Source organism: Crenobacter oryzisoli, from assembly GCF_030385785.1.
Classification (GTDB): domain Bacteria; phylum Pseudomonadota; class Gammaproteobacteria; order Burkholderiales; family Chromobacteriaceae; genus Crenobacter_A; species Crenobacter_A oryzisoli.
The window spans coordinates 1-24,771 of sequence record NZ_JAUEDK010000034.1; the positions used below are offsets into that span (position 1 = coordinate 1).

At 60.2% G+C, this 24,771-nt stretch carries 21 protein-coding genes and 1 pseudogene; 7 read left to right on the forward strand and 15 right to left on the reverse strand.

Going from position 1 to position 24,771, the window contains the following annotated elements; genetic code table 11:
• The coding region (locus QU481_RS16490) for a MerR family transcriptional regulator (protein ID WP_289831126.1) at nt 1–277 on the reverse strand (277 nt) is incomplete at its 3' end.
• Between the two features lie 216 nt (nt 278–493).
• Here QU481_RS16490 and QU481_RS16495 point away from each other — a divergent pair.
• Nucleotides 494–1,591 carry an ISAs1 family transposase gene (locus QU481_RS16495; protein WP_289831127.1) on the forward strand — a complete coding sequence of 366 codons (1,098 nt, stop codon included), beginning with the start codon at nt 494–496 and terminating at the stop codon, nt 1,589–1,591.
• Here the strand turns inward: QU481_RS16495 and QU481_RS16500 are convergent.
• The 3 genes from QU481_RS16500 to QU481_RS16510 all read right to left on the reverse strand — a co-directional run bounded on the left by QU481_RS16500 (nt 1,586) and on the right by QU481_RS16510 (nt 4,595).
• Nucleotides 1,586–2,551, reverse strand: coding sequence for a carbohydrate kinase family protein (locus QU481_RS16500; protein WP_289831128.1), 966 nt, complete (start codon nt 2,549–2,551; stop codon nt 1,586–1,588). The two genes, QU481_RS16495 and QU481_RS16500, sit on opposite strands and share 6 nt — an antisense overlap.
• Nucleotides 2,552–2,720: 169 nt before the next feature.
• Nucleotides 2,721–4,067 (reverse strand): MATE family efflux transporter, encoded by a 1,347-nt coding sequence (locus QU481_RS16505; RefSeq protein ID WP_289831129.1) that lies wholly within the window; start codon nt 4,065–4,067, stop codon nt 2,721–2,723.
• A 63-nt stretch (nt 4,068–4,130) separates the two neighbouring features.
• The gene (locus tag QU481_RS16510; RefSeq protein WP_289831130.1) at nt 4,131–4,595 is read right to left on the reverse strand and encodes a family 4 glycosyl hydrolase; all 465 of its coding nucleotides are present in this window, start codon (nt 4,593–4,595) and stop codon (nt 4,131–4,133) included.
• A gap of 201 nt (nt 4,596–4,796) precedes the next feature.
• Here QU481_RS16510 and QU481_RS16515 point away from each other — a divergent pair, with 201 nt between their 5' ends.
• Nucleotides 4,797–5,015 carry a hypothetical protein gene (locus tag QU481_RS16515; RefSeq protein ID WP_289831131.1) on the forward strand — a complete coding sequence of 73 codons (219 nt, stop codon included), beginning with the start codon at nt 4,797–4,799 and terminating at the stop codon, nt 5,013–5,015.
• Nucleotides 5,016–5,123: 108 nt separating this feature from the next.
• Here the strand turns inward: QU481_RS16515 and QU481_RS16520 are convergent.
• From QU481_RS16520 to QU481_RS16565, 10 genes and pseudogenes are all read right to left on the reverse strand, one after another.
• Nucleotides 5,124–5,511, reverse strand: a pseudogene (locus QU481_RS16520) (transposase); the annotation flags it as partial.
• 273 nt (nt 5,512–5,784) lie between these two features.
• On the reverse strand, nt 5,785–6,936 hold the full coding sequence (locus QU481_RS16525) for an ABC transporter ATP-binding protein (protein ID WP_289831132.1): 1,152 nt from the start codon (nt 6,934–6,936) through the stop codon (nt 5,785–5,787).
• A 2-nt stretch (nt 6,937–6,938) separates the two neighbouring features.
• On the reverse strand, nt 6,939–8,570 hold the full coding sequence (locus tag QU481_RS16530) for an alpha-glucosidase family protein (protein ID WP_289831133.1): 1,632 nt from the start codon (nt 8,568–8,570) through the stop codon (nt 6,939–6,941).
• A 6-nt stretch (nt 8,571–8,576) separates the two neighbouring features.
• The gene (locus QU481_RS16535; RefSeq protein WP_289831134.1) at nt 8,577–9,407 is read right to left on the reverse strand and encodes a carbohydrate ABC transporter permease; all 831 of its coding nucleotides are present in this window, start codon (nt 9,405–9,407) and stop codon (nt 8,577–8,579) included.
• A 1-nt stretch (nt 9,408) separates the two neighbouring features.
• Entirely contained in the window at nt 9,409–10,368 is a 960-nt protein-coding gene (locus QU481_RS16540) for a carbohydrate ABC transporter permease (protein ID WP_289831135.1), read from the reverse strand.
• 60 nt (nt 10,369–10,428) lie between these two features.
• Complete coding sequence (locus QU481_RS16545) at nt 10,429–11,694, reverse strand: ABC transporter substrate-binding protein (protein WP_289831136.1); 1,266 nt, start codon at nt 11,692–11,694, stop codon at nt 10,429–10,431.
• 178 nt (nt 11,695–11,872) lie between these two features.
• Complete coding sequence (locus QU481_RS16550) at nt 11,873–14,467, reverse strand: PAS-domain containing protein (protein ID WP_289831137.1); 2,595 nt, start codon at nt 14,465–14,467, stop codon at nt 11,873–11,875.
• On the reverse strand, nt 14,464–15,192 hold the full coding sequence (locus QU481_RS16555) for a response regulator (protein ID WP_289831138.1): 729 nt from the start codon (nt 15,190–15,192) through the stop codon (nt 14,464–14,466). Before QU481_RS16555 ends, QU481_RS16550 begins: the two co-directional genes overlap by 4 nt.
• A gap of 994 nt (nt 15,193–16,186) precedes the next feature.
• Nucleotides 16,187–16,411: a hypothetical protein gene (locus QU481_RS24005; RefSeq protein ID WP_435382746.1), complete on the reverse strand. Its 225-nt coding sequence runs from the start codon at nt 16,409–16,411 to the stop codon at nt 16,187–16,189.
• A 447-nt stretch (nt 16,412–16,858) separates the two neighbouring features.
• Nucleotides 16,859–17,884, reverse strand: a complete 1,026-nt coding sequence (locus tag QU481_RS16565) for a porin (RefSeq protein ID WP_289831139.1) — start codon at nt 17,882–17,884, stop codon at nt 16,859–16,861.
• Nucleotides 17,885–18,516: 632 nt separating this feature from the next.
• Between QU481_RS16565 and QU481_RS16570 the strand changes: the two genes are divergently transcribed.
• Nucleotides 18,517–20,172, forward strand: a complete 1,656-nt coding sequence (locus tag QU481_RS16570; RefSeq protein ID WP_289831140.1) for a glycoside hydrolase family 13 protein — start codon at nt 18,517–18,519, stop codon at nt 20,170–20,172.
• 33 nt (nt 20,173–20,205) lie between these two features.
• Nucleotides 20,206–20,556 (forward strand): RRXRR domain-containing protein, encoded by a 351-nt coding sequence (locus tag QU481_RS23905; RefSeq protein ID WP_353962192.1) that lies wholly within the window; start codon nt 20,206–20,208, stop codon nt 20,554–20,556.
• A 67-nt stretch (nt 20,557–20,623) separates the two neighbouring features.
• On the opposite strand, the gene QU481_RS16575 is transcribed toward QU481_RS23905, so the two are convergent.
• Nucleotides 20,624–21,496, reverse strand: a complete 873-nt coding sequence (locus QU481_RS16575) for a helix-turn-helix transcriptional regulator (protein WP_289831141.1) — start codon at nt 21,494–21,496, stop codon at nt 20,624–20,626.
• Between the two features lie 237 nt (nt 21,497–21,733).
• Between QU481_RS16575 and QU481_RS16580 the strand changes: the two genes are divergently transcribed.
• The 3 genes from QU481_RS16580 (at nt 21,734) to QU481_RS16590 (ending at nt 24,629) form a co-directional block, all read left to right on the forward strand.
• Nucleotides 21,734–22,540: a ThuA domain-containing protein gene (locus tag QU481_RS16580; protein WP_289831142.1), complete on the forward strand. Its 807-nt coding sequence runs from the start codon at nt 21,734–21,736 to the stop codon at nt 22,538–22,540.
• The gene (locus QU481_RS16585) at nt 22,537–23,625 is read left to right on the forward strand and encodes a Gfo/Idh/MocA family protein (RefSeq protein ID WP_289831143.1); all 1,089 of its coding nucleotides are present in this window, start codon (nt 22,537–22,539) and stop codon (nt 23,623–23,625) included. The genes QU481_RS16580 and QU481_RS16585 overlap by 4 nt, the downstream gene beginning before the upstream one ends.
• Nucleotides 23,626–23,720: 95 nt before the next feature.
• Nucleotides 23,721–24,629, forward strand: coding sequence for an aldo/keto reductase (locus tag QU481_RS16590; protein ID WP_289831144.1), 909 nt, complete (start codon nt 23,721–23,723; stop codon nt 24,627–24,629).
• Nucleotides 24,630–24,771 lie beyond the last annotated feature (142 nt).

A 24,771-nucleotide genomic window follows, 5' to 3' on the forward strand; every position in this document is an offset into this window, starting at 1 on the left:
CAGCAATGGCCCCGGCCAGACAATACGCTTCCATCGCCTTGATCTGAGATTCCAGATCATCCTTTTGACCGGCGCGGGACACCCGGCAATACACCACCGTCAGCCGACGTTCCGGTGCACCACCTAGTATGGTGCGAACATCCGACTCGTCAAAATAACGGTGTCCCGACGGCATCCGTTTAGCCGTCAGTTTGCCTTCTCGTTCCCAGCGGCGAACCGTGCTGGTCGCTCGACCGATACGCTTGGCGAACTCATTGATTCGATATTGATTGCTCATAGTGGGCAGTTATAAACAACTAGGAGCAAATTTCAAGTAACAGTTGTTAGCTCCCTGCTACACCACAATCTGCACCTGATTATCCGGCCAGGGCCTCCGCACTCGGATGACATAAATGACTGAACCAGGTCGACTCGCCTTGCTCGGCGACAGCGTCTGGTGTTCACTTCACGGCTTTTGTCTCGCCAGTACGTGAACGCGCCCGGAATCAGCCTGATGCAAGCCCTTGAACAAATTGAAGATCCCCGTAACCCAAGCAATGGCACCTTGCATGACTTGCGCGAGATTCTGGTCATCGCCATCTGTGCCGTTCTGTCAGATGTCGATACCTTTGAGGACATCGTGGCTTGGGCACGCTACAAGCAGGATTGGCTGCGCCGCTTCCTGAAGCTCAAGAATGGCATCCCGTCGGAAGACACCTTTCTGCGCCTCTTCCGGCTGATCGACCCCAGGCAATTCGAGGCGGCATTTCGGGCCTGGACGGCTGGCATCCTGCCTGCGCTGCATGGTGACACGATCGCCATCGACGGCAAGACCCTGCGGGGTTCTGGAAGTGGCAAAGAGCAGGCCATCCACATGGTTAGCGCCTTTGCGACCCGGCTGGGGTTGGTGCTAGGTCAGGAGAAGGTCGACAACAAGAGCAACGAGATCACGGCGATTCCGACCCTTCTGGAAAGCCTGTATCTCCAGGGGTTATTGGTCAGCCTCGATGCCATGGGCTGCCAGCGCGATATCGCCGCGCAAATCCGTCAGCAGGGTGGCGACTATTTGCTGTCAGTCAAAGGCAACCAGCCTTCGTTGCTGCAGGCGGTGGAGGCGGCGGTGATCGAGTGCGGCGACAAACGGGAGCCGCACCAGACTGTCGATACCTCACATGGCCGTCAGGTCGTGCAGTTGGCGCGGGTCATTCCAGCAGCAGGCTGGGTCGATACCGAGGCGTGGCCGGGGTGTCGGACGGTGGGCGTGATCGACTCGAGGCGACAGGTCGGCGACAAGCCGACGCAATGGGAACGTCGTTACTACATCTGTTCCCGCGAGCTGAATGCCAAAGAACTGGCGCAGGTGGTGCGTGCCCATTGGGGGATCGAGAACCAACTGCACTGGGTGATGGACGTCGGCTTTGGCGAGGATGCCTGCACGGTGCGCAAGGACCACGCACCGCAGAACCTGTCTTTACTGAGGAAGATCGTGCTGAACCTGGTCCGGCCGGTGCCGATGGGGAGAAACGGCAAGATGAGCATGCGCTTGAAGCGCAAGGCGGCAGCTTGGGATGACGATACCCGGGCGAGGCTGCTCGGGCTTACTGCTTTATGACGCCCGAGTGCGGACGCCCTGATTATCCGGCCCTTCGACTGACTCCTGGATCAAGCTGGCAAACAGCCGCTCGACAACCTTCATATCTGGCACATTCGCCCCCGCTTGCAAACAGGCAGCCGCGCCAGATGCGACCGAAAAAGCCAAATGCTCTTCTAGCGTGCGGTCGGCGTGATGTTGCAAGCTGAATAGCAACCCGCCGATACTGACATCGCCGGCACCCACCGTGTCGATTACCTCAATGCTGGGCGGTGCCATAAATGCGGCTGCTTGCGCGGTATACAAATGGGCTCCCTTTGCACCTAGCGTATACAACACCATCGCTTCAGGATTCCAAGTGCGTAATGTAGCCAGCCCAGCAGTCGCATCATGATGTCGGAATAGGCCATGCAGGTCTTCGTCGGAAACCTTGATCACATCGGCCAATTTCGTCATTTCTTGGAATACGAAATCATAGCGCTCATCCATGACTGTACGGAAGTTCGGGTCGTAGCTGATACATACCCCCGATGCTTTCAGGGCATGTGCCATTTCCAGTAATTTATTGGAGAGGGGAGGACGAGCCAAACTAATGCCCCCCATATGCACCCAACGCACACATTCCATCCATCCTGATGGCAATGCTTCGGGTGTGAAGTGCAGGTCGGCACTGTTCTCCCCGATGAAGAAATATTCTGGAGGATGCACCTTATGCACCATGGCCAAAAGCGGAGGCGCATCGACCTGTTGGAGGAAGCGAGTATCCAAACCGGCCGAACGGCTGCAGGCTGCCAGTTCTTCGCCAAAGCAATCGAGGCTCACCGCTCCGGCAAATCCAGAAGGAACGCCCCAACTGGCCATGATACGTGCCACGTTCCAGGGGGCACCGCCCACCTTACTCTTCCAGGTATTAGCCCCCGTGCGGATCATGTCTGACAATGCTTCGCCAGCAGAGACGAAAACAGGTAAGGAATTCATCATTTTTACCTCAAATATAAAATACTCTTCCCGGCAATATGTGAAAGTGACGATTTATGGTCACATCAAGCAGGGTGTGACTTGCATCAACAAGACCTCTCATCACCAACCTGGAGACCGGGGGATCAGGCTAGAAGCCGGCAGGGCCTGGACTCTCTGCCAGCAAGGTAAATCACCCCTGCCCATGAACCAAAGCCTTCCCAACCCAAGCCCGGCTACGCCAGCGCGCTAGCATGGTCAAACCACGTATCCATTCGTCTGCCGCCAGAGCCAGCCAGATCCCCACCAGTCCCCAACCGAGCTTTAAACCAAACAACCAGGCCAATGGCACGGCAATTCCCCACATAGAAACCAACCCCATGTGGAAAGGAAAACGTGCATCGCCGGCGGCGCGCAGTGCGCCGATAACGATCATATTGAAAACCCGCCCGGTTTCCAGCAGCAGCGACAATGCCAATACATGGCCGGCCAAATCAATCACCTCGCCATCCTGGCTGAACCAGCCGATAAAGGTACGCCCGCCGATGGTGACCAGCCCGGCCAGTAGGAGCGTCACGCCTAAGCCCAGCCGAAGGCTGCGCAAAAGTTGGCGATAGGCTTCGTTCAAATTGCCGGCCCCCACCAGATGAGCTGTGATGATCTCGGTGGCCGCTCCGAGCGCCTGCACGAAGGTCACCATCAGCCATACGATCTGCAAGGTATAGGATTGCGCCACCAGCGCGGTGTGCCCAAGCCGCGCGGTAAAACTGGTCACCAGCGCGAACATTCCGCTCCACGACAACATTTCGCCTGCAGCCGGCAAGCCGATCGCCAGAATCCGGGCAAGGTGATTACGCCAGTCCGATTCGATGTAGCGGCGTGATGGAGCAAAGCCGAGCCGGCGGCGGAATAGCCAATACAACGCGATCAGGCCTGCGGCACGTCCACCAAGGGTCGACAAGGCTGCGCCCAGGACACCGAGCTTGGGTAACCCAGCCAAGCCGAAGATCAGCAATGCATTCCCGAGCATGACCAGCACATTAACGCCAAAGGTCACCACCATCCCGTCACGAGCATGGCCATGTGCGCGCAAAATAGCCGACAGAGACAACATGAGCGCTTCCGTCACAATGCCCGCTCCGACCACTCGCAGGTAAAGCCCCGCTTCCGGCTGCATGGCGGTTGGCAGATTCATCCACGCCAACAGGCTCGGCGCCATACCGGCCAACACGAGCCCGACCACCAGCCCAAGCAAGGCATTGATAGCGAGAGCGACCGTCGCCGCGCGTTGTACGGCAGCCCGGTCTCCAGCGCCAAGACGCTGTCCCACGACCACCACCGAACCGATTGCCACGACCTGAAACAAGGTGATGGCCATAGCCAGCAATTGATTGGCAACGCCGAGCGCACCAACCGCCTGGTCGGACAAACGGCTCACCATCAAGGTGGAGACAGTACCAGTGCCTACGTGTAACAGCGTTTCAATCAGGATCGGCCAGGTCAGCCGAAAAAGACCCGGAGTGGCGGTCGGTTTGGACATTTGGAACTTTCTTATTGCCCCCGAACAGCCGCCCGGCTGTTGCAGCGGCTGGGCGGCGTGGGCTCATGCAAAAAATGCCGGCGGCAGATACGGCTGGTGCGCCTCCAGCAGAGCATCCACCATCTCACAGATGCGTCCGGCATCCAGCTCAGCCGCCGTGTGCGGGTCGAGTATGGCTGCGTGGTACACGTGCTCGTGCTTGCCGGTCAACACCGCCTCTACGGTGAGCTCTTGCACATTGACGTTTGTGCGCATCAGCGCAGCCAGTTGCGGCGGCAGCTTGCCGACGCGGGTTGGGCGAACGCCGCTGCCGTCCACCAGGCATGGCACTTCCACGCAGCAACCGGCCGGCAGGTTATCGATCAAAGCGTCGTTCAGCACATTGCCGTAAATCACCGCCGGCATATTGGCCTCGATGGCGTGGATGATGGTGGAGAGTTTTGTTGCACAAAGGCATAACAATGCGCAAAACAAAGCAATTACGATGGTAAATCTCGCCACTCTGCGCGCAATTTTTTCGTATATCAAGCTCGATTCAAGCAACGAATTTGAATTACATAACAAAGCCCTTTCGCGTGAGCATGCGCGGATTGCCGCCACGAACTTTATTTAGCGCCCCCAGATGGTATTTAATTGAAATGCGAACTAACACGGGAATAGAGTGCTGATAACCGGTTAGTTATGCCTAAGTCATTACCCATTCCCATATCATCAACCAAGGAGCACACCATGACCAAGGGTCTAATGTTCGGCTTGATCATCAGTGCCTTGCTTGCGGGGCCGGCGGTTGCAGCTGGGTGCCAGCAGGCGGGTGGAATGCATCAGGCGACTGAACAGTACATCGCTACCAAGCTTGCCTGCGACAACATGAGCAAGTTTCAGAAGGATGTATGCCTGCGCAATGCTGATGAGGCATACCTGCACGCCATGCATCAGCATGGTCAGTAATCCCTCATCCCACAGCCAACTGTGAAAGCCGCCGCTAGGCGGCTTCAGACCGTTGATGTACCCCCGACTTTTGGTGGGGGGCAGTCTTTTTGGCTGCCTTCTGATTCATCAGGCCAACCGGACGTTTCTCGGGATTGCGAAGCAATGCCGGATGATTTGCGTCAGCAACCACGCCAACTCCCTCATCGGCACTTTGAGGCCCGGGATTCTTCCAAGTAAAGCCACCACTCGGCGGGCCAGCAGCAGCGGTATCTGCTTCATGTTTTGACAGGTCGCTGATAGCAGGCACTGCCCCATTACCTTGGCGCTAACCCACGAAAGCGCGCATAGCGATGCCCATGAAGTTCCTTGGCGTCTGCAAAGCTGCGTTCGACGGTTTCTTTCCGGCACGCATAGATCCGCTTACCGGCATCGCTCAAGCGGTTGGTATCGTAAAGCCTTCCCACACGTGCCGAGTCACGACCTTCACCATGTTGCGGCTCTGCGTACATTGGCTTGCTGTGCTTCACACTCGGAATCAACTGGGGGCAGATGCTGCTGAGCCTTGAACACACCAATCTGTGCCGCCAGTGGAAGCGTTTGGCTAAGTGACGAATGATCTCTTCATTAATCGAATCGATCTCAACTCGCAGCGATGCCAAACTATAGTTGGACATCAGGCTCTCCTCATGTGCAAAGATCATTCAACCGGCGCACAGCCATGGCCTTTCCAAGCAATTAGATGGACCATCCCAAGAGGGCGATCCATCCGAATCCGCCGGACGGGCAGTTATTTACCTGCCGACAGCTCCATCAACTGGGCGGCCATTCGGCCTTTGCCAACCAAACGCGGCAACGCCACGTCGTCGCGATCGAACAGGTGCAGGCTGGTGGTGGGCAGGCTGAACCGTAACCGAGAGCCGAGTTCGATGTCGTGGCGAGCGCTCTTGACTACCAGCGGCTGGTTGGACAGCGCGGTATTGAGATAAACGTAGGCGTGTTCGCCCAGATGCTCAACGTGGACCACCTCCCCGCTAAGCGAACCGCTGCCGAGTTCGATATGTTCGGGCCGAATGCCCAGCGTCACCGCATCACCGGCCTTGAGCGCCCCCGGCACGACCGCCACGTTGAGCTTGTGCTCGGCCACATCTGTCACCACTCCACCATCGCCCAGTGCAGCCACCTTGCCGGCGATGAAGTTCATCGACGGCGAGCCAATGAAGCCGGCCACAAAGCGGTTGGCCGGATGGTGGTAAAGCTCCAGCGGCGAACCGACCTGGGCGATACTGACCAAGTGCTCCTGACCGGCGAGCGGGCGCAACAGCACGATCTTGTCCGCCAGAGTCATCGCCTCCACCTGGTCGTGTGTCACATAGATCATGCTGGTCGAGTTGAGCTCGCGGTGCAGCTTGGCGATCTCCACCCGGGTCTTCACGCGCAGCGCGGCGTCCAGGTTGGACAGCGGCTCGTCGAAAAGGAACACCTTGGGCTTGCGCACGATGGCGCGGCCGATCGCCACGCGCTGGCGCTGGCCACCGGATAGCGCGCCTGGCTTGCGGTCCAGCAGCGGGGTCAGGTGCAGCGACTCTGCTGCCGCAGCCACCCGTTTGTCGATCTCGGCCGCCGGCAGCTTCTGGTGCTTGAGGCCGAACTCGAGGTTCTGCTTCACCGTCATGTGCGGATAGAGTGCATAGCTCTGGAACACCATGGCCACGTCGCGCTTGGCCGGCTCCAGGTCATTAACGCGGACACCGCCGATGCGGATGTCGCCGTCGCTCGGATCTTCCAGACCAGCGATGATACGCAGCAGGGTGGACTTGCCGCAGCCGGACGGGCCGATGAATACGCAGAACTCTCCCTGCTCGATGGTGAGATCGACGCCGGACAGCACCGACGTGGCACCGAAGCCTTTCTGGACGCCGGATAATTGGATCGTGCTCATACTTACACTCCTTCCACGATGCGGGCAAAGCCTGCCTGCAGCGGCGGCAGTTCGATGGCGCCAAGGACGGTCTCGGCCTGGAAACCAGCTTCGTTCAGATGTTCCAGCTGCCAACGCAGCGGCAGCTCGTAACGGGCCGGACGGTCGGACAGATTGAAGGCGCAGAGCACGCGTTCGCCGTCATGCTCGCGCTCGAATGCCAGCACTTGCTCATGTGCCGGGAGCAAGTGAAGATTGCCATGGCGCAGTACAGGGTAGGCGCGGCGCCATTCGATCAGGTGGCAATAAAATGCCAGCGTCGAATCGACTTGCGCTTCCTGCCCGGCCACCGCCCGTTCGATATGCTCCGCCGCCACCGGCAGCCACGGCATGCCGTCGCTGAAACCGCCATTAGCGCTAGCGTCCCACGCCATCGGCGTGCGGCAGCCGTCGCGCCCCTTATATTCCGGCCACATCACCTTGCCATACGGATCCTGCAGCAGCTCGTATGGCACTTCGGCCTCCGGTAGCGCTAGCTCCTCACCTTGGTACATACATACCGCACCTGGCAGCGATAGCAGGAAAGCCAACAGCAACCGTCCCCGCAGCTCGGCTGACCCGCCGAGCTGTTCCCACCGGCTGACAATACGCGGTACGTCATGGTTACCGAGCGACCAGCAGGCATACGCATCGCCGGCCTCGTCTAGAAACTCGGCCATGACCCGATGCAGGTAGGGGGCGCGGCATTCCTCGGTCAGCAGCGTGAATACATACGCCATGTGCAAGTGCTCGTTGCCGCGCGTATAAGCCGCCAACGTGGGGTATTGCAGATCGTCGCCGATCTCGCCGACGGTCACCGCGCCCGGGTATTGGTCGATCAACTTGCGCAGGCGGGCCAAGAACAGCAGATTCTCCGGCTGGGTCTTGTCGTACAGGTGCCGCTGGTGCGTGTACGGGTTACTACGCGGTGCGCCTGGGCATTCCATCTCAGTCGGCAGCGGCGGGTTGTCGCGCAGTTGGGCGTCGTGGGTACCGAAGTTGATCGCATCGAGGCGGAAGCCATCCACGCCGCGGTCGAGCCAGAAGCGCGCCACGTCGAGCAGCGCCTCCTGCACCTGCGGGTTGTGGAAGTTGAGGTCGGGCTGACTGGCCAGAAAGTTGTGCAGATAGTACTGTTCGCGCCGCGTGTCCCATTGCCAGGATGAGCCGCCGAACACGCTCAACCAGTTGTTGGGCGGCGTGCCGTCGGCCTTGGCGTCGGCCCATACGTACCAGTTGGCCCGCGCGTTATCGCGGCTGGCGCGGCTCTCCTGGAACCACGGATGCTGGTCCGAGGTATGGCTCAGCACTAAGTCGATCAGCACTTTGAGGCCCAACTCATGGGCGCGTGCCAACAGCGCGTCGAAGTCGGCCAAGCAGCCGAACATCGGATCAACATCGCAGTAGTCGGATACGTCGTAGCCGAAGTCAGCCATCGGACTCTTGAAAAACGGTGAAATCCATACCGCCTCGGCACCCAGGCGGGCAATATGTTCCAAGCGTGCGGTGATGCCCGGCAGATCGCCGATGCCGTCGCCGTTGCTGTCTTGAAAGCTACGCGGATACACCTGGTAAATCACCGCGCCGCGCCACCATTCTTGTTGTTGCTTATCCATAGGGTCTTATCCTTTGACAGCTCCGGCAGTCAGGCCGGACACGATTTGGCGCTGGCAAGCCAACACCAGAAAGATTAGCGGTACGGTCACGATCACCGAGGCCGCCATGATGGTGCCCCACGGCAGCTCGAAGCTGGAGGCGCCGGAGATCATAGACATAGCCACTGGCACGGTTCGCTGTTCGGGCGAAATAGTGAAGGTGAGCGCAAACAGAAACTCGTTCCAGGCACCGATGAAGGCCAGCAGCGATGTGGCCGCCAAGGCCGGTAGCAGCAGAGGCATGAAGATGCGGAAGATCAACGTGAACACGCCAACGCCATCCATCAATGCAGCTTCCTCGAGTTCCTTGGGAAGTTCGCGCATGAAGGTGACAAGCACCCAGATGGTGAAGGGCAACGTAAAGATCAGGTCGGTCAGCACCAGTGCCCCGAGGCGGTCATACAGTCCGAGCCAACGCACCAGTTCGAACAGGCCGGACAGGATAGCCACCTGCGGGAACATCGACACACCGAGGATGCACATCATCAGCACGCCGCGGCCGCGGAAAGGCACCCGCCCTAGCGCATAGGCAGCCAGCACAGAAACCAGCAACGACAACACGACGGCGCCGCCGGACACTAGAACAGAGTTCAACAGATAAGCACCGAACGGCTGGTCATGAAACAGCGTTGCGTAATTGCCGAGCGAAGGATGCGCCGGCCATAGTGATGTGGTGAACAGTTCGTTGCCGCGCTTGAGCGAAGAACCGATCGTGTACAGGAATGGGAACAGACAGATCACCAGCACCACCGCCACCAACACGTAGTACAGCAACGTTCCCACAGAAAGCTTTTTCATCTCACACTCCTTGCATGCGGCGACGAGAGAAAACCATGTACCCAAGTGTGAACATAGAGATCAGCAGGAAAAGTACGATTGCCGAGGCCGAGCCGAAGCCGACTTGCTGGAAATCCACCAATTGCTCGCGCACGTAGATGGACATGCTCTTGGTCAGCCGGCTGTTGGAGGTCATCACGTAGATCAGATCGAACACACGCAACGCGTCGAGCGCGCGGAAAACCATTGCCACGAGCACGCCAGGCAGGATCAGCGGTAGCGTGATATGGCGGAACACTCGCCAGCGCGGCACGCCATCGATCCGTGCGGCTTCATAACAATCGGAAGGCACCATCTGCAATGCAGCCAGCATCAGTAAAGCCATGAAGGGGGTCGTTTTCCAGACATCCACCAAGATGATGGTGGGGAAAGCCAGATCCGGATCGGCGATGAAGGCCAGCGGATGGTCAATCAACCCTAGCTGCTGCAGGATCACGTTGATCACACCATACTGATCGTTCAGCATCCAACTCCACATCTTGGCCGATACGATAGTCGGTATCGCCCATGGCACCAGCACGGCGGCACGCAACAGGCTGCGCACACGTGACGGGGTATTGAGCAGGATGGCCACGCCGAGCCCGAGCAGCGTTTCCAGGGTCACCGATACGACTGAGAACTCCAGCGTGTTGGCCACCGCGCTCCACCAGGCCGGATCGCGCATCACACCGTTTTCACCGATGTAATTGTCCAGGCCGACGAACTGGCTTTGCGTCAGGTCGGCCAACTGCGCATTGGTCAGACTGAACCAGATCGTGCGCAGCAGCGGCCAGCCGGCGATGGCTGCCAGCACCAGCAGCGCCGGCAGCACCAACAGCCAGGCCTGGCGGCGGCGCTGGCGCAGCAAGGAAGAAACGGGTTCGGCGGCGTCCGCCGGACGACGACGGGCACGCCCGTGCAGCGAAAGGGATTCGCTCGACATGAGATACCTCCACCGCTCCCGCCGCACCACGGCGGCGAGAGCTTTATGCTTGAGGGGGATTTATTTCCAGCTGCCGCTCGGCGAGAGGCGCTTGAGCGCGCCGTCCAGTTGCGCCAGGGCCTCGGCCGACTTGGCGTTGCCCGACAGCACGTCGTGCGTGGCGTTCCAGAACTGGTTGCTCACCTGGTTGTACTTGGAGGCCGTCACGGTGGACGGGCGCGGTACCGCGCTGGCGAAGGTGGGATAGAGTTCGGCCATGAACGGGCTGGCCTTGATGATGTCCTTATCCTGATACAGGGCCGGAATGGTCGGGTTGAACGAGGCTTTGATGGCGCGATACTTCTGCACTTGCGCGCTGGTCAGGTACATCACTAGATCGGCCGCGAGCTTAGGGTTCTTCGAGTAGCGCGACACAGCGAGCTGCCAACCACCCAGCGTAGCGGCATGACGGCCGCCGTTGCCGCCCTTGGGCAGCATCATCACGCCGACCTTGCCCTTGACCGGGCTGCCGTCTTGGTTCATCACCGACCAGGCGTACGGCCAGTTGCGCATGAACACCGCATTGCCGGACTGGAACACGCCGCGCGCCTCTTCCTCGGAGAAGTTCAGCACCGCCTTGGGCGAGATGGTGCCCACCCACTTGGCGGCGGTGTCGAGCGCCTTGGCCGCGTTCGGGTTGCTGATGGTGACCTTGCCCTTGGGGTCGACGATGGTGCCGCCATTGAAGCTCGACACCCACTCGAGCGCGTCGCAGGTCAGGCCTTCATAGGCACGCCCTTGCCAGACGTAGCCCCACAGCTTGTCGTTGCCGGCCGTGCGCTCCGCGTCCTGCATCTTCTTGGCGGCGGCGGTCATCTCGTCCCAGGTGGTCGGCGCCTTCAGGTGGTATTTATCGAGCAGGTCCTTGCGGTAGTACATCATGCCGGTATCGATGTACCACGGCATGGCCAGCAGCTTGCCGCCCACGGTGTCGTTGGCGACGATGCTGGCAAAGTGCTGCTTTTCCGCCCCCTTGCTGTAGGGCTTCAGATCCAGCAGTTGGTTGGCTAGGATACCGGGCCACACCACGTCGATCTGCAGTACGTCGATCTTGTCCGAGCCGCTGCCGAGCAATTGCTGCAGCAGCGCCAGCTGTTCGTTCGAATCGTTCGGGGTGGCGACGAACTGCACTTCGTTGCCGGTCTTCTTGGCCCATTCCTTGGCCGAGGTCATGCACACATCCTGGCCCGGCCCCGGCGCACCGCATTCGAGTCGCAGGGTTGCCGCCGAAACATGACCCGCCGCCAGTGCTGCGATTACCGCCAGTATGCCATTCTTGATCTTCATCCCTTGATTCTCCTCTTATCTCGTTAACGCAGGCGTACACTGGGGGACGGCCCGCACGAGCGGTTGAAATTGGCCAATCAGGCCATCTCATCAAACCGCAGGCGAGTTAACCGGCAATTTCGAAAAATCCGGGATGCATTAACATTTGAAACACTTCTCCGCTAGCGGTGCCACACACTCAGCTCAGCAAACCGGCAAGCGCCGCCAGATCGAACGGCTTGGCCAAGAAAAGCTGGTCCTGGCGCCAGTCGGGATGGCTCTGGTGCACCTCCTGCGGTAAGCCCGAAGTCAGTACGACACGCTGGCCCGGCCAACTCCGGCGGACCTGCGCCGCCAAGGCGATGCCATTGCCGCCAGCGCCGAGCGAAATATCCGACAACACCAAGGCAACCGGGCCATATGCGCTCAGCCATTCCAGCGCTGCCGTGCTGCTGTCGACTGCCTGTGCCGCGACGCCGAGTGCGGCAAGCTGGCTCAGCGTGGTATCGCGCACCTCTGGATCGTCCTCCACCACTAGCACGCGGGCGCCCGGTGGTGGTGGCGCCTGCAGCTTAGGTCGGACCGGAGACAGAACGGCCGGCAGGCTAACAGCCGGAAGCCATAGCTCTACCCTCGTCCCCTGCCCTAACGTGCTGTGAATCTGCATATCACCGCCGCTCTGGCGCACGAAGCCATATACGCTGCTCAGACCGAGCCCGCTGCCTTCGCCCGGCGCCTTAGTGGTAAAGAACGGCTCCATCACCTTGTCGAGCAGCATGGGCGGGATGCCGGTGCCGGTGTCGCTCACGCTTAACACTACCGCGCGCTCCACCCCAGGCAAGCATGGTGGCGCCTCCACCCATTCGGCCGCCAGCGTAAGCCTTCCACCGGCCGGCATCGCAGCGGCACTATTGAGTGAGAGATTGAGAATGGCGTTTTCCAACTGCCCACGGTCGACGTGGACCCACAGTGGCTCGCAGCAAGGCGCGAGCACCACCTCGATATTTGTGCCGGCCGCATATTCGACCAGATCGAGCATCTCGGCCAGCATCTCCGGAACCGAAATATCCTCGGCCTGCAACGGCTGGCGGCGGGCAAAGGCCAACAGGCGCCGGGTCAGTCGGCTGGCGCGTTCCGCAGCCCGGCGCGCCCGCTCGGCCATGACCTGTAGTTCCGGACTATCCACCAAGCGAGGCTGCAGCAACTCCAGATTGCCCAGGATGGCCACCAGGAAATTGTTGAAGTCGTGCGCCACGCCGCCGGTCAATTGGCCGAGCACGTCCATTTTTTGCGCTTGGCGCAGTTCTGCTTCTACCGCCCGGCGGCTGGTCAGGTCGCGAGATACTGCCACCCATCCGCCCCCTGGCAAGCGCTGGCAATGAAACTCCAGAATGCGCTGGTCGGCCAAGTGCAGCTCGGCCGAACTGGCGATACGCGTTGCGCCTCCGGCGATACGGGTAGCCGTCTGTCTGGACACCGCCCGCCAGCGAGCCGGCGCTGGTACCGCCCGGCGCAGTTCGGCCAGACACATGCCGACGCACAACGCCGAGTCCGGCAGCCCGAGCAATTTGACGAAGGTCGGGTTCCACGCCACCAGGCAACCCTGGGCATCGTGCACCGACACCCCATCGTTCATCGAATTGAACACCGTTTCCTGCTGTCGGCGTTGTGCCTCCAACCACTGCGCCAGCTGATGCTTTTCCAGCAAATTGCTGCGGAACACCTCGAAGGCACGAGCTAGCTCGCCGATCTCGTCCGGTCGGTCGGTCGACGGAATCCGGTGCGAGGTATCGCCGGAAGCCAGGCGCGCCATGATACGCGTCATCGCTTGAATCTTGTGCAGCACCCGGCCGACGTAGATGATGCCGGCCAACGCCAGCGCTACACCGGCCATGGCCAGCACCCACAGCCCGTACTGGCTGGAAATGGCCACCTGGCGCATGGCCTCGCGCCGTTGCCGCGCCACGCTACGCAACTCGTCCACATAATGGGCGGCGTTGCTGCTAAGGTGCTCGGCATGGCTGCGCATCAGGGCCACCAGATAGCTGATCTGATCCTCGGTCGACAGGAATTCCCGACGCAAGTCGAACACATTGCGCGGGCCTTCATCGAGCTGTCTCAGCGCCGCCGCCAACTGTGGCTGGCGCAGTTGCTCGCCCCGAGCGGTCACCTGCAGCCACAGGGCCTCGTTATCGCCTTCGGCCATACCGAGCGCCGCACGGTCGCCCGCTTGCAGTCCGAGCGTGGTATTGACCCACACGTTCAGCAGCGTCGGGGCGGTTTGCGCAATCTCGGCCCGGCGCCGGTAGATGCCGGCCCCAATCTGTTCCGCCGCATTGCCCAGATCGCCCATTTCAGCCCTGAGTTGGCGCTGCTTGCCAGACAACACCAGAAAGCGGGTCAGGTCATTGTCGATGCCGTCGAGCTCTTCCGAAATCGCCAGCCGCTGCCCCCCCTTGTCGGTCAGGTCGAGCGACAGCCGGCGGATATCGCCCAATAAGCCCTTCAGCAAGGCAGTATCATCATGCAGCAAGGTGGAATTCTCGGTCAGGGTCATCCCGGGTGCCACCGCCGCCAGTTGCGCTACTTTCTCCGATAATTCGAGCACGCGCGCGATTTCCGGCACCACATAGGCCTCGTACTCGTCCAGCGCCTTCTGGTTGGCCCGCAGGCCGAGCACGCCAACCGCCACCACGCCAAGCGTGATACTGAACAGCAATAAAAAGGTGGCGATCAGCCGGCTGCGCACACTGACTAGGCCGAGTAAGGAAAAAAAGCGCGTCAGGCGTTTCACAATCGGGTAACCGGAGCGGCAAAAACGTAACCCATGCCGCGCTCGGTACGGATATAGGAGGGTTGCTGGGGATTGGGCTCGATCTTGCGGCGCAGCCGCAGGATGAGCACGTCGATGGTGCGGTCGTACACATCGGCATCGAAGCCGCGCGTTTGCTCCAGCAACTGATCGCGCGACCAGATGCGGCAAGGATACTGCACCATGGCAGCGAGCAAGGCGAACTCCCCCTGTGTCAGCGGACAGTGCTCACCGCCGCCTCGCGTCAGCGTGCGAGCGCTCAGATCTAGCACCCAATCGTCGAAACTGAAGCGCGGCCCGCCTCCGGAGGTCGAGGCCGGACGCGGAATCGACAGCTCTGTGGTGCGGCGCAGTTGGGCGCGCACCCGTGCTAGTAACTCACGCGCGGAAAATGGCTTGTTGATAAAATCGTCGGCGGCCAGTTCCAGGCCTAGCACCCGGTCGGTCTCGTCGCCCTGGCCGCTGATCATGATGATCGGGATGGCCGAACTCCTTCGCAGCTCGCGCGCAATGGCCAAGCCATCCTCCCCTTTGAGCTTGAGGTCGAGCACGGCCAGCGAGTGCGGCGCGGAACGCAGCTTCTCCTGCATAGCCTTGCCGTCCGCCACGACGGACACTGCAAAGCCGGCCTCTTCGAAGACACCTTGCAGCCATTCGCGTACATCCAGATCATCATCCAGAATCAGAATGCGATGTTTCTCCCCCACGGCCCAGTCTCTCCTTGTGCGTTGACGTTCTCAGCGTTTTATTTGTAATTTTACTGATTTAGGAGCGATTGCGAACGAAACCGGCGTAGTCCGCTAGCACCAGGCCATCACGTGCTCCCCCTAGCATCAGCATGGCCATCTGCCGGGTGTCATCGATCAGCCGCTCTCATTCAGTCAGCACAATATACAAGGTATCCATGTTGCCTCTCCGGCTTTGTCGCCCTTCGATGACACCTCCGCCGGATTAACCGCGAATTTCAAAAACAACTGCCGCCGTTAACAATTGAAACAAAACCGACAGGGGATCGAGAACAACCGCCTGGCCGCCAGGATCTGGCACAAACTTCACCGGGAAAACAGACGTCTGACCGCGGGCTTAGAATCATCCCTTTCAAGGTGTTTGAGCCTTCGCGCTGCTTGGTAGCCGGGCCATGGAGACCTACTTACGCACGAGGGCGGTATCGACGTAGTCCTTGGGCTTGTCCCTCTTGGGACCACGCTTGGACGTGGCGACGCTGCGCGATGAGATGGCTTGGGCCAAGCAAAGTAGCTCGTGCGCCACGTGTTGGGGCGTTGCCTCGGGCCACGGCAGCCCCGCCTGCGGTGACAGCGCAGTGAGCTTGCCCTTATAGCCGCCGGCGACATGCACCGCTAAGTGACAGGTCTATAACATCAAGCTCCGGTGCCTCCTCGCGCTGGGCCTTCTGGACGAAGTGCTCGAACAGTGCCAGCACCGCAGTGGCAAAGCCCAGCAAGGCAGCCCTGGGATGGCCAGAATGCGGATCTCGCTGTTGAGTACCGACTCCAGGCGCCCGAACAGCCCCTCGATGCGCCAGTGCTTGCGGTACAGCTGGGCAGTCTGCACAGCCGTGACCGCCTCTGGCAGGTTGCCCCACAGCGTGATGTGGGTCTCGTCCGACTCAGGGGGCGTGTGGGGCGTGTCCAGCTGCAGCCGGATGCGCCCCTAGGCAGGGGCTTCGTCAACCCCAATGGCCTACTCCTGGAGTGCGCCCGTGTCGCAGCGGCCTGCCTCGTGCCACGGCTGCTCATGCAGCACGGCGGGATGGCTTGTCGCATGCTCGTGCACGCTGAATTCAGCGCCCTGGTGCAGAAGCGACGGTCGGCGGTCCACTGCTTGCCGGGCCGCGCGTTCGCTCTCGTGCGCATCCTCGCAGGCCAGGATGTCGGTGGCCAGGGTGCGGTCGGGGTCGCAGACCACCAGCGTGTGCCCCGGTATGGCTGCACCCCGATGTCCTCGCGGCACCAGGCGCGCGGCGTTGCCTTACACCAGCGCACGCAGTATCTAAGGCTCGGTTCGATTGACCTTCTCGTACGAGCCGTCAGCGAGACCGGCAACTGCTCTGCATCTTGCGCACGGCCGCGTGCAGCGATGGACACGGCGCCAGTGTCACCAACAACATCAACTCCACTACGGTGGACATCAGCCACTCGAGCAGGTACTGACGCTGGCGGCTAGCCTCTAACACCCATCAATCCAGTGTGGGGGTAGCGTCTACTCCAGCACCATGCGGTGCCATCACGCTCGCTGGCGCCTGCCGCTCAAACCTTTTCAGCAATTCCTGTCACATCCCTTCTGTCCTTCTCGTGCATTGATGCAGCAGGGAGGTTATCGCTGTGGGGATGACCACCTTGAAATGGATGGCGCTTAGAAGGTAACCCGCAGGCCGAGTTCCATTCCTTCGCTGGCTTGGGCGTTGCTGTCCACCTTGCTGTGCAAGTATTCGGCAAACATGCTGGAGTGCTTGGACAGGTCGTAGCTAACGCCGAGCAGATACTCGTTGTGCTTCACATTGCAGTCATACTCGTAGTTGTGGGTGTGGATGTAACCTGCACGTAGCGCCAGCCGCTTCGGCTTGTATTCGGCACGTAGGGACAGGCTGTTTTGCGCTCCCTTGCTGGATGGCACGGCAAAGGACAACACCGAGCCGGTCAGTGCATTGCTGGACAGGATTGAGTGATCATTTTCCGCGCTCAGGATAAGGCCGGCAAACGGCATCACCTTGCCCGCCAACACCCAGTCGGTTACGTGGCCGGCATCGTTCTGGCTTCCATCCACCAGCGCCTGACGGGTATAACCGACATGCACGCCGAACATGGCCTCTTCCCAGTTGGCCCCTAGCGCCCAGGCATTACCGTTGCTGGAGCCAGCATTCTCCGCTGTCGCATAGCTGACTGCGGCATTGACATGGCCAAACGCGGGCGTTTCATACTTGATCGCGCCCTTCTGGCCGCCGGCATCGCCTTTTCCGATCACTCCACCTACGCCCTTGTCCGGGCCGTGGTCACCCAGATCATAGAAATAACCGTTCCAATAGCCATCGCCATAAGCGTTGACACCATGGCCGAGCTTGACAGCGCCGAATCCCCCGGACAGGCCGAGCCAGGTATCGCCAGAAGCAAAGGTATCGTTACTAGCGCTGGTGCCAAGCGGTGAGTCTGCGATATGCACATTGTTGTTCATCTGCCAGATGGCCTTCAGGCCATTGCCAAGATCCTCGCGGCCGGCGAAGTCGATTTCCGACTCGGCATCCTTCACGCCGTTGAGTGAGGTGCCGTTCACGCTCTTGCTCCAGGCGTAGGCACCGGAAATCTTGCCTGTGATCGAAACATCGGCGAAAGCCGCGCTGGAGCACAGGCCAGCGAGTGCGATACAAGCCAACTTCAGTTCCATTCTCTATCTCCATGTCCTTGCAATTGTGGTCTTTTGTTGTTTTAGGACCGCCATGTCGCCAAACCGAGTAGCCAACGCAGCAGGGCATGCGCCCTATCTGGCGCTGCCATCAAACCGCTTGCTTGTTAACCCGGAATTTCGAAAACCCGCACCGGCATTAACAATCGAAACATTCGACAGCGGACCACTAGGAGGGAGAAAAGAGAGCGACAAAGAATCAGGACACAAGCCGGGTTTCGGCGAGGGTTTAACCATGAGCGACAGGTTGGGTCGGTGACCATGTAAAGGCCAAACCATCCCGCCCGCTTGACCCCCTCCTCTCGATTTCGCGGCGCTCAGGAGGAAGCGGCTAGGAGGGGGAATACGCGGGCAAATGTTCAATGGAACGGAAGAATTCTTCTGCAACTGGTCCGCCACCATATGGCGTATTGCGGCGCCTAATGCTGTTTTTGGTAAAAATCATAAATCCAGGTTTTTTATTATTATTTGCAGTTTTTTCGCAGCAATTTTCATTGAGCCTGCCGCTCGTCTGGCGCTAGCATTTTCTCGTTGATACGGGTTATCCAGGAAGATGATTGATACACCGGCGAATAGGAGAGAAAAAGACTGTGAATACCAAGGTTTCTACTACTTTGAACAAACAATGGTGGCACGACGCCGTGGTGTACCAGATCTACCCACGTAGTTTTTGCGATGCTAACGGCGACGGCATCGGAGATCTGGCCGGCATCATCGGCAAGCTGGATTACCTGCAAAAGCTCGGCATCGACCTGATCTGGCTGTCGCCAGTATATAAATCGCCGATGGACGACAATGGCTACGATATTGCCGATTATCAGGATATAGCCGCCGAATTCGGTACCCTGGCCGAAATAGAGCGGTTGATCGCCGAGGCGGCCAAACGCGATATCCGCATCCTGATGGATCTGGTGGTCAACCATACTTCGGACGAGCATCCCTGGTTCCTCGCCGCCAAGTCCTCGCCGAACAGCCCCTACCGCGACTACTACATCTGGCGCAAGCCGCAGGCGGATGGCTCGCCACCGGACGATCAGCGTTCTTTCTTCGGCGGCAGCGCCTGGGAATTCGATGAAGCCAGCGGCGAGTATTTCTTCCACCTGTTTTCGAAACGCCAGCCCGACCTCAACTGGGAAAATCCGGCGGTGCAGCAGGAAGTGCACCAGATGATGAACTGGTGGCTGGACAAGGGTATCGGCGGTTTCCGCATGGACGTGATCGATCTGATCGGCAAGCAGGTGGACGATAAGATCCTCACCAACGGTCCGCGTCTGCACCCACTGCTGCAGGAAATGCACCGCGCCAGCTTCGGTCCGCGCAACGTGCTGACAGTGGGCGAAACCTGGAGCGCCACGCCGCAGATCGCCAGGATGTATTCCGACCCGGCGCGCGAGGAACTGTCGATGGTGTTCCAGTTCGAGCACGTCACGCAGACGTGGGACCCCGAGCACGGCAAATGGAAGCCGCGCCCGTTCGACTTGGTCGAATTCAAGCGAATCATCGCCAAATGGCAGACCGAGTTGGCCGATAGCGGCTGGAATTCGCTGTTCTGGAATAATCACGACCTGCCGCGTGCTGTGTCCAAATATGGCGATCCAGGCCGGTTCCGGGTGGAGTCGGCCAAGATGCTGGCCACCGCCTTGCATTGCCTCAAGGGCACGCCCTATATCTACCAGGGCGAAGAGATCGGCATGACCAATGTGCGTTTCGATTCGATCGATGACTATCAGGACATCGAATCGCTCAATTTCTATCGCGAGCGCACTGACGCCGGCGTGCCGCACGTCGACATGATGGAAGGGATCTACGCCAACGGCCGCGATAACGCGCGCACACCGATGCAGTGGGATGATAGTTTCAACGCCGGTTTTTCGGACGGTACACCATGGCTAAAGCTCAATCCCAATTACCGCCAAGTCAATGCGGAGGCGGCGTTGGCCGACCCGGACTCCATCTTCTTCCATTACCAGCGCCTGATCAGCCTGCGCAAGGAATCGGAGGTGATGGTGTATGGCGATTATCAGCAGCTGCTGGAGGAGCATCCGCAGGTGTTCGCCTATCAGCGCCGTCTCGGTGAGCAGAGATTGTTGGTGCTCAATAACTTCAGCGCTCAGCCGGTGGAACTGGACCTGCCGACAGAGTTGACCGGTATAGAGGGCCAGGGGTTGATCGGTAACTACTCGCTACGCCACCGCTTGGATGAGCGGGTGAGCTTGGCGCCGTACGAGTCTTTCGTCATGGCGTTTTCGTTGACATCCTCCCCTCCCTAAAGGGTGGAGATTCCTACGGCGCTCAGTCGCGGCATGGAGCCGACCCTGAGTCACTTCGGCGGGATCCTGCTGCTGACGGCCTTGCTGCACCGTTCACTGCACAGGCGATCCGGGCTGCGGTTTCCCGCCCGACAGGCTGGCTGGCTGGCTGGCACCGTCGCTGCAATACCGTGTCGATACCACCTTGGCGTGGTAAAGCGCCTGCAGCGCTGGGCCCCAGTGACGGCACTGTCCAGCGAGCTGGTGCGCTTTGACCTGCAGGCGCTCGAGTACCCACGGCGCGCTATCCCTTCCCGACCTGAAGGCAGGGGTATCCCGTACAATTTGATGAAGAAAGCGATGTCGGCATCAACGTGGTGGACGGTAAGGGCAAGGTGGATTTGATGGTGCTCAAATACATGGATGACGAGGGAGAAGAGAACAGCGCCAGATAGTCGTCACTGCCCCCTCACTACCGCCCATCCGCCCTCCTGCCCTCGCGCCACGTCTTCGGCGTCATCCCGTAGTGGCTGCGGAAGATGCGGATGAAGTAGCTCGGCGCGTCGAAACCGCAGCTCCAGGCTACTTCCTTGATCGCCAGTCGCGTTTCGCACAAGAGATGGGCGGCGCGTTCCATTCGCTGCCGGTTGATATAGCCGGCCAGCGCCTCGCCGCCGTGCTGGCGGAACAAGTGCGACAGATAATCGGCTGTACAGCCAAGTTGGGTAGCTAGGCCACGTACACTCAATTGGTGGTCGCCCAACTGGTTGTGGATCAGGACGCGCAACCGTGCTATCAGTGGCGGCTCCAGCCGGGGCTCTGCCGCCAGATCATCCAGCGCGCGAATCACCCCGGCACCCGCCGCCAAAACCAACGCACGTATCTGCGCAGCGCGCCAGCCTGCTTGTTCAATGCTGCGGAGCTGCCGTCCGAGTCTAGCCGCGTCGGTCAGCCAATGCTGGATGTGCTGTGCCTCCGGATGGTGACCGGCCTCCAGATGAAGGATGCCGGGTTCGCCCGGAGCCTTCTCATTTGCCAAATGGCAGGAGAAGGCGCTGTGCTCGGCATAGATTACCAAGTTACTGAATGGCGTTTCTTCCTCGCTGCCGATTTGTTCCATATGTTGTAACTTGGGTGGTAACAACAACAGCTCGCCGGCCTGCAACCGCAGTTCGCCTTGCGGGAAGCGGAACAGGCTCCAGCCGGAAAGTTGCACGAACAGTTCCGGCGCCAGATGGAAGTGGCCAGCACCGCGTTCCACCCATTCGCCTTCCGCCACCGGTTGCTTCACCGGCGGCTTGCCTACGGCCAGATCATGCAGCGCATTGGCCAAGTCCCTACGCATGTGGTGCGCCAAATCCGGCGCAGATAAGCGGGCTTTGTTCACTTGGCCGTGGGCATCAGCGGCATGTAGGCGAGTATCCAGGTTTTTTAGCATTGTTTGCAGTTTTGTCGCAGCGAATCCAATTGAGACGGTAGCCAGGTAGCCACTAGCATCTTAATTGCTAGCGGGGCTGGTTGCAGCAGTAACCGGCATCTCGGCGCTAGATCGGCGCCGTCCACCACTCTCAAGAGGATAGCTGTGAAAAACAAGATTTCTGTCATTGTGTGGAACGAGTTCCGCCATGAGCGCGAGAACCAGGCTGTTCGTACTATCTATCCGGACGGCCTGCATGCGGTGATCGCCGCTGCACTGAAGGAAACCCCGGCGCTCAACCCAGGGGCGCTGCCGCTAGAAATTTCCACCTCCACGCTGGATGATCCGGAACATGGCCTGAGCGAAGAGCGTCTGGCCGGTTGTGACGTGCTGATCTGGTGGGGCCACAAGGCCCATGCCGAAGTGAGCGATGTGGTGGTCGAGCGCGTGCAGCGCCGCGTGCTGGAAGGCATGGGGCTGATCGTGTTGCACTCCGGTCACTTTTCCAAGATCTTTCGCCGCCTGATGGGCACTCACTGCTCACTAAAATGGCGCGAGGCGGACGAGAAAGAGCGGCTGTGGGTGGTGGAACCAGCCCATTCGATCGCCGCCGGTCTGCCGGAGTATTTCGAGCTGCCGTACGAGGAAATGTATGGCGAGCGTTTCGATATCCCGCAACCCGATAGTACCGTGTTCATCTCGTGGTTTGAAGGTGGCGAAGTGTTCCGCTCGGGCTGCTGCTGGGAGCGCGGTCACGGTCGTATCTTCTACTTCCGCCCCGGCCACGAGGCCTATCCGACCTATTACGACTCTAACGTCCAGCGCGTGCTGGCCAACGCAGTACAGTGGGCCGCGCCGCGCGTGAACCTCGTCGACCGCTGCCCGGAGACGCCACCGTTGGAGAAACTCAGCAAGAAGAATGTGACATTTGCAAAAGTGGGTGTGCCGCAGGGCAAGGGAGAGATCGAATGAACGGCGATTACCAAGTGGAAGTGAAGGAAGCGCTGGCCGAAGCGTACGGTAGGCGGTTGCGCGTCGGTGTGATCGGCCTCGGGATCGGGCGCTTGCACATCGAGGGCTGGCAGCAGCACCCGAACGCAGATGTGGTGGCGATCGCCGACCCCGACCTCGAGCGGCTCGCCCGGGTAGGCGAGCAGTACGGCATCAAGGCGCGCTACGACCGTGCCGAGGCGATGCTGGCCACCGAAGCGCTCGACGTGGTGAGCGTGTGCACGCCCAACAAGTATCACAAGGCGCTGACGCTGGCTGCGCTCGAGGTCGGCTGTCACGTGCTGTGCGAAAAGCCGATGGCGATGAACGCCGACGAAGGCCGGGCGATGCTCGCTGCCGCGCAACGCGCCGGCAAGCGGCTGATGATCAATTTTTCTTACCGTTTTTCCGCTCAGTCGCGGGCGCTGAAGGCGCAGGTCGACGCCGGCCTGTTCGGCGACTTCTATTTCGGCCGCACCGTATGGCACCGCCGGCGCGGCATGCCAGGCTTCGGTGGCTGGTTTGGCACCAAGGCACTAGCCGGCGGCGGTCCGCTGATCGACCTGGGCGTACACCGGCTCGACCTGGCACTGTGGCTGATGGGCTACCCGAAACCGACCTGGGTGATGGGCAGCACCTACGACCCGATCGCCCGCGGGTTGGCCGAACAGTCGGGCAAGGCCTTCGACGTCGAGGACCTGGCCGCAGCCCACATCCGCTTCGACAACGGCGCGACGCTGGCGCTCGAGGCGTCGTGGGCGGCCAACATCCAGGAAGCAGAACTGATGGAGACACGCCTCTTGGGCACGAAGGCGGGCCTGCTACAAAAGAACCTGAATGAGGGCTACACCTTCGATGCGCACGTGTTCATGGAGCAGAACGGCGCCCAATTTGACATGCTCCTTCACCCGCCCACCATCAAGGCGCCGTCAGCGATGTACGAGTACGCCGAGGCCATCCTGTCCGGACACCCTCACCCCGCGCCCGGCGAGGAAGGACTGATCGTGATGGAAATCCTCGACGCGATCTACGCCAGCGCCCGCTCGGGCGAACCGGTCAGGGTCTGAGCCACCCAGCTAAGCCGATAGGCGGGGGACGGCAGATCCGTGAGGAACGGCCGCCCCCTGTGTGACGGTGCACAACTCGAGACAAGGATTTTGAAATGGACACCCTCCTTACCCCCACCTCGCCGTCCGCCGGTGGGCCCTGTCTTTCCCCCATCATCGCTGGTACCTGGCGCATGGCCGAGTGGAACATGGACGTCGCCGCACGCATCCGCTGGATTGAAGAATGCTTCGAACTGGGTGTTTCCAGTTTTGATCACGCGGACATCTATGGCGATTACCGGGTGGAAAGTCTGTTCGGCGAAGCGCTCGCAACCGCGCCGGGCTTGCGCGATCGCATGCAGCTCGTCACCAAGTGCGGCATCAAGCTGGTTTCCGGCAACCGCCCGGAACACACCATCAAGTCATACGACACCTCGAGGGCACACGTCATCGCATCGGTGGATCATTCGCTGAAAGCGCTGCACACCGATCACATCGACCTACTGCTGATCCACCGCCCCGACGCGCTGATGGACCCGCAGGAACTGGCCGGGACTTTTGACGCGCTCAGGCGGGCAGGCAAGGTGCGGCACTTCGGCGTGTCCAATCACAGGCCGTCGCAGTTCAAGTTGCTCCACGGCCGCTATCCATTAACGACCAACCAGATCGAGCTATCACCATTGCACCTTGACGCGCTGCACGACGGCACCTTGGACCAGTGTCTGGACCTCGGAGTGCGGCCGATGGTCTGGTCTCCGCTGGCCGGCGGCCGCCTGTTTACGGAGAGCAATGTGCAGTCGGTGCGAGTTCGCACCGTCTTGGCAGCGCTGGCACACAAATACGGGGTCAGCGTTACCACACTGGCTTATGCGTGGATCTTGCGCCACCCATCCGCTCCTTGGCCCATTACCGGGTCGGGACGCATCGAGGCCATCCGGGATGCAGTTGCGGCACTAATGGTCCGACTCGACGCAGAAGACTGGTACCGAATCCGGGAAGCCGGCGCCGGAAAGGAAGTGCCCTGATGCTGTAAACGGGCGCGACGAGAAGGCCACAAAGTCATTGTACAAATCTTGACACCCTTCCCCGGCCTGAAGGCCGAGGCTTGCCGCGCACCGGGTCAAATTAAGGATAAGAGACCGAACGAAAATGCGGTGCTTGAGGAAA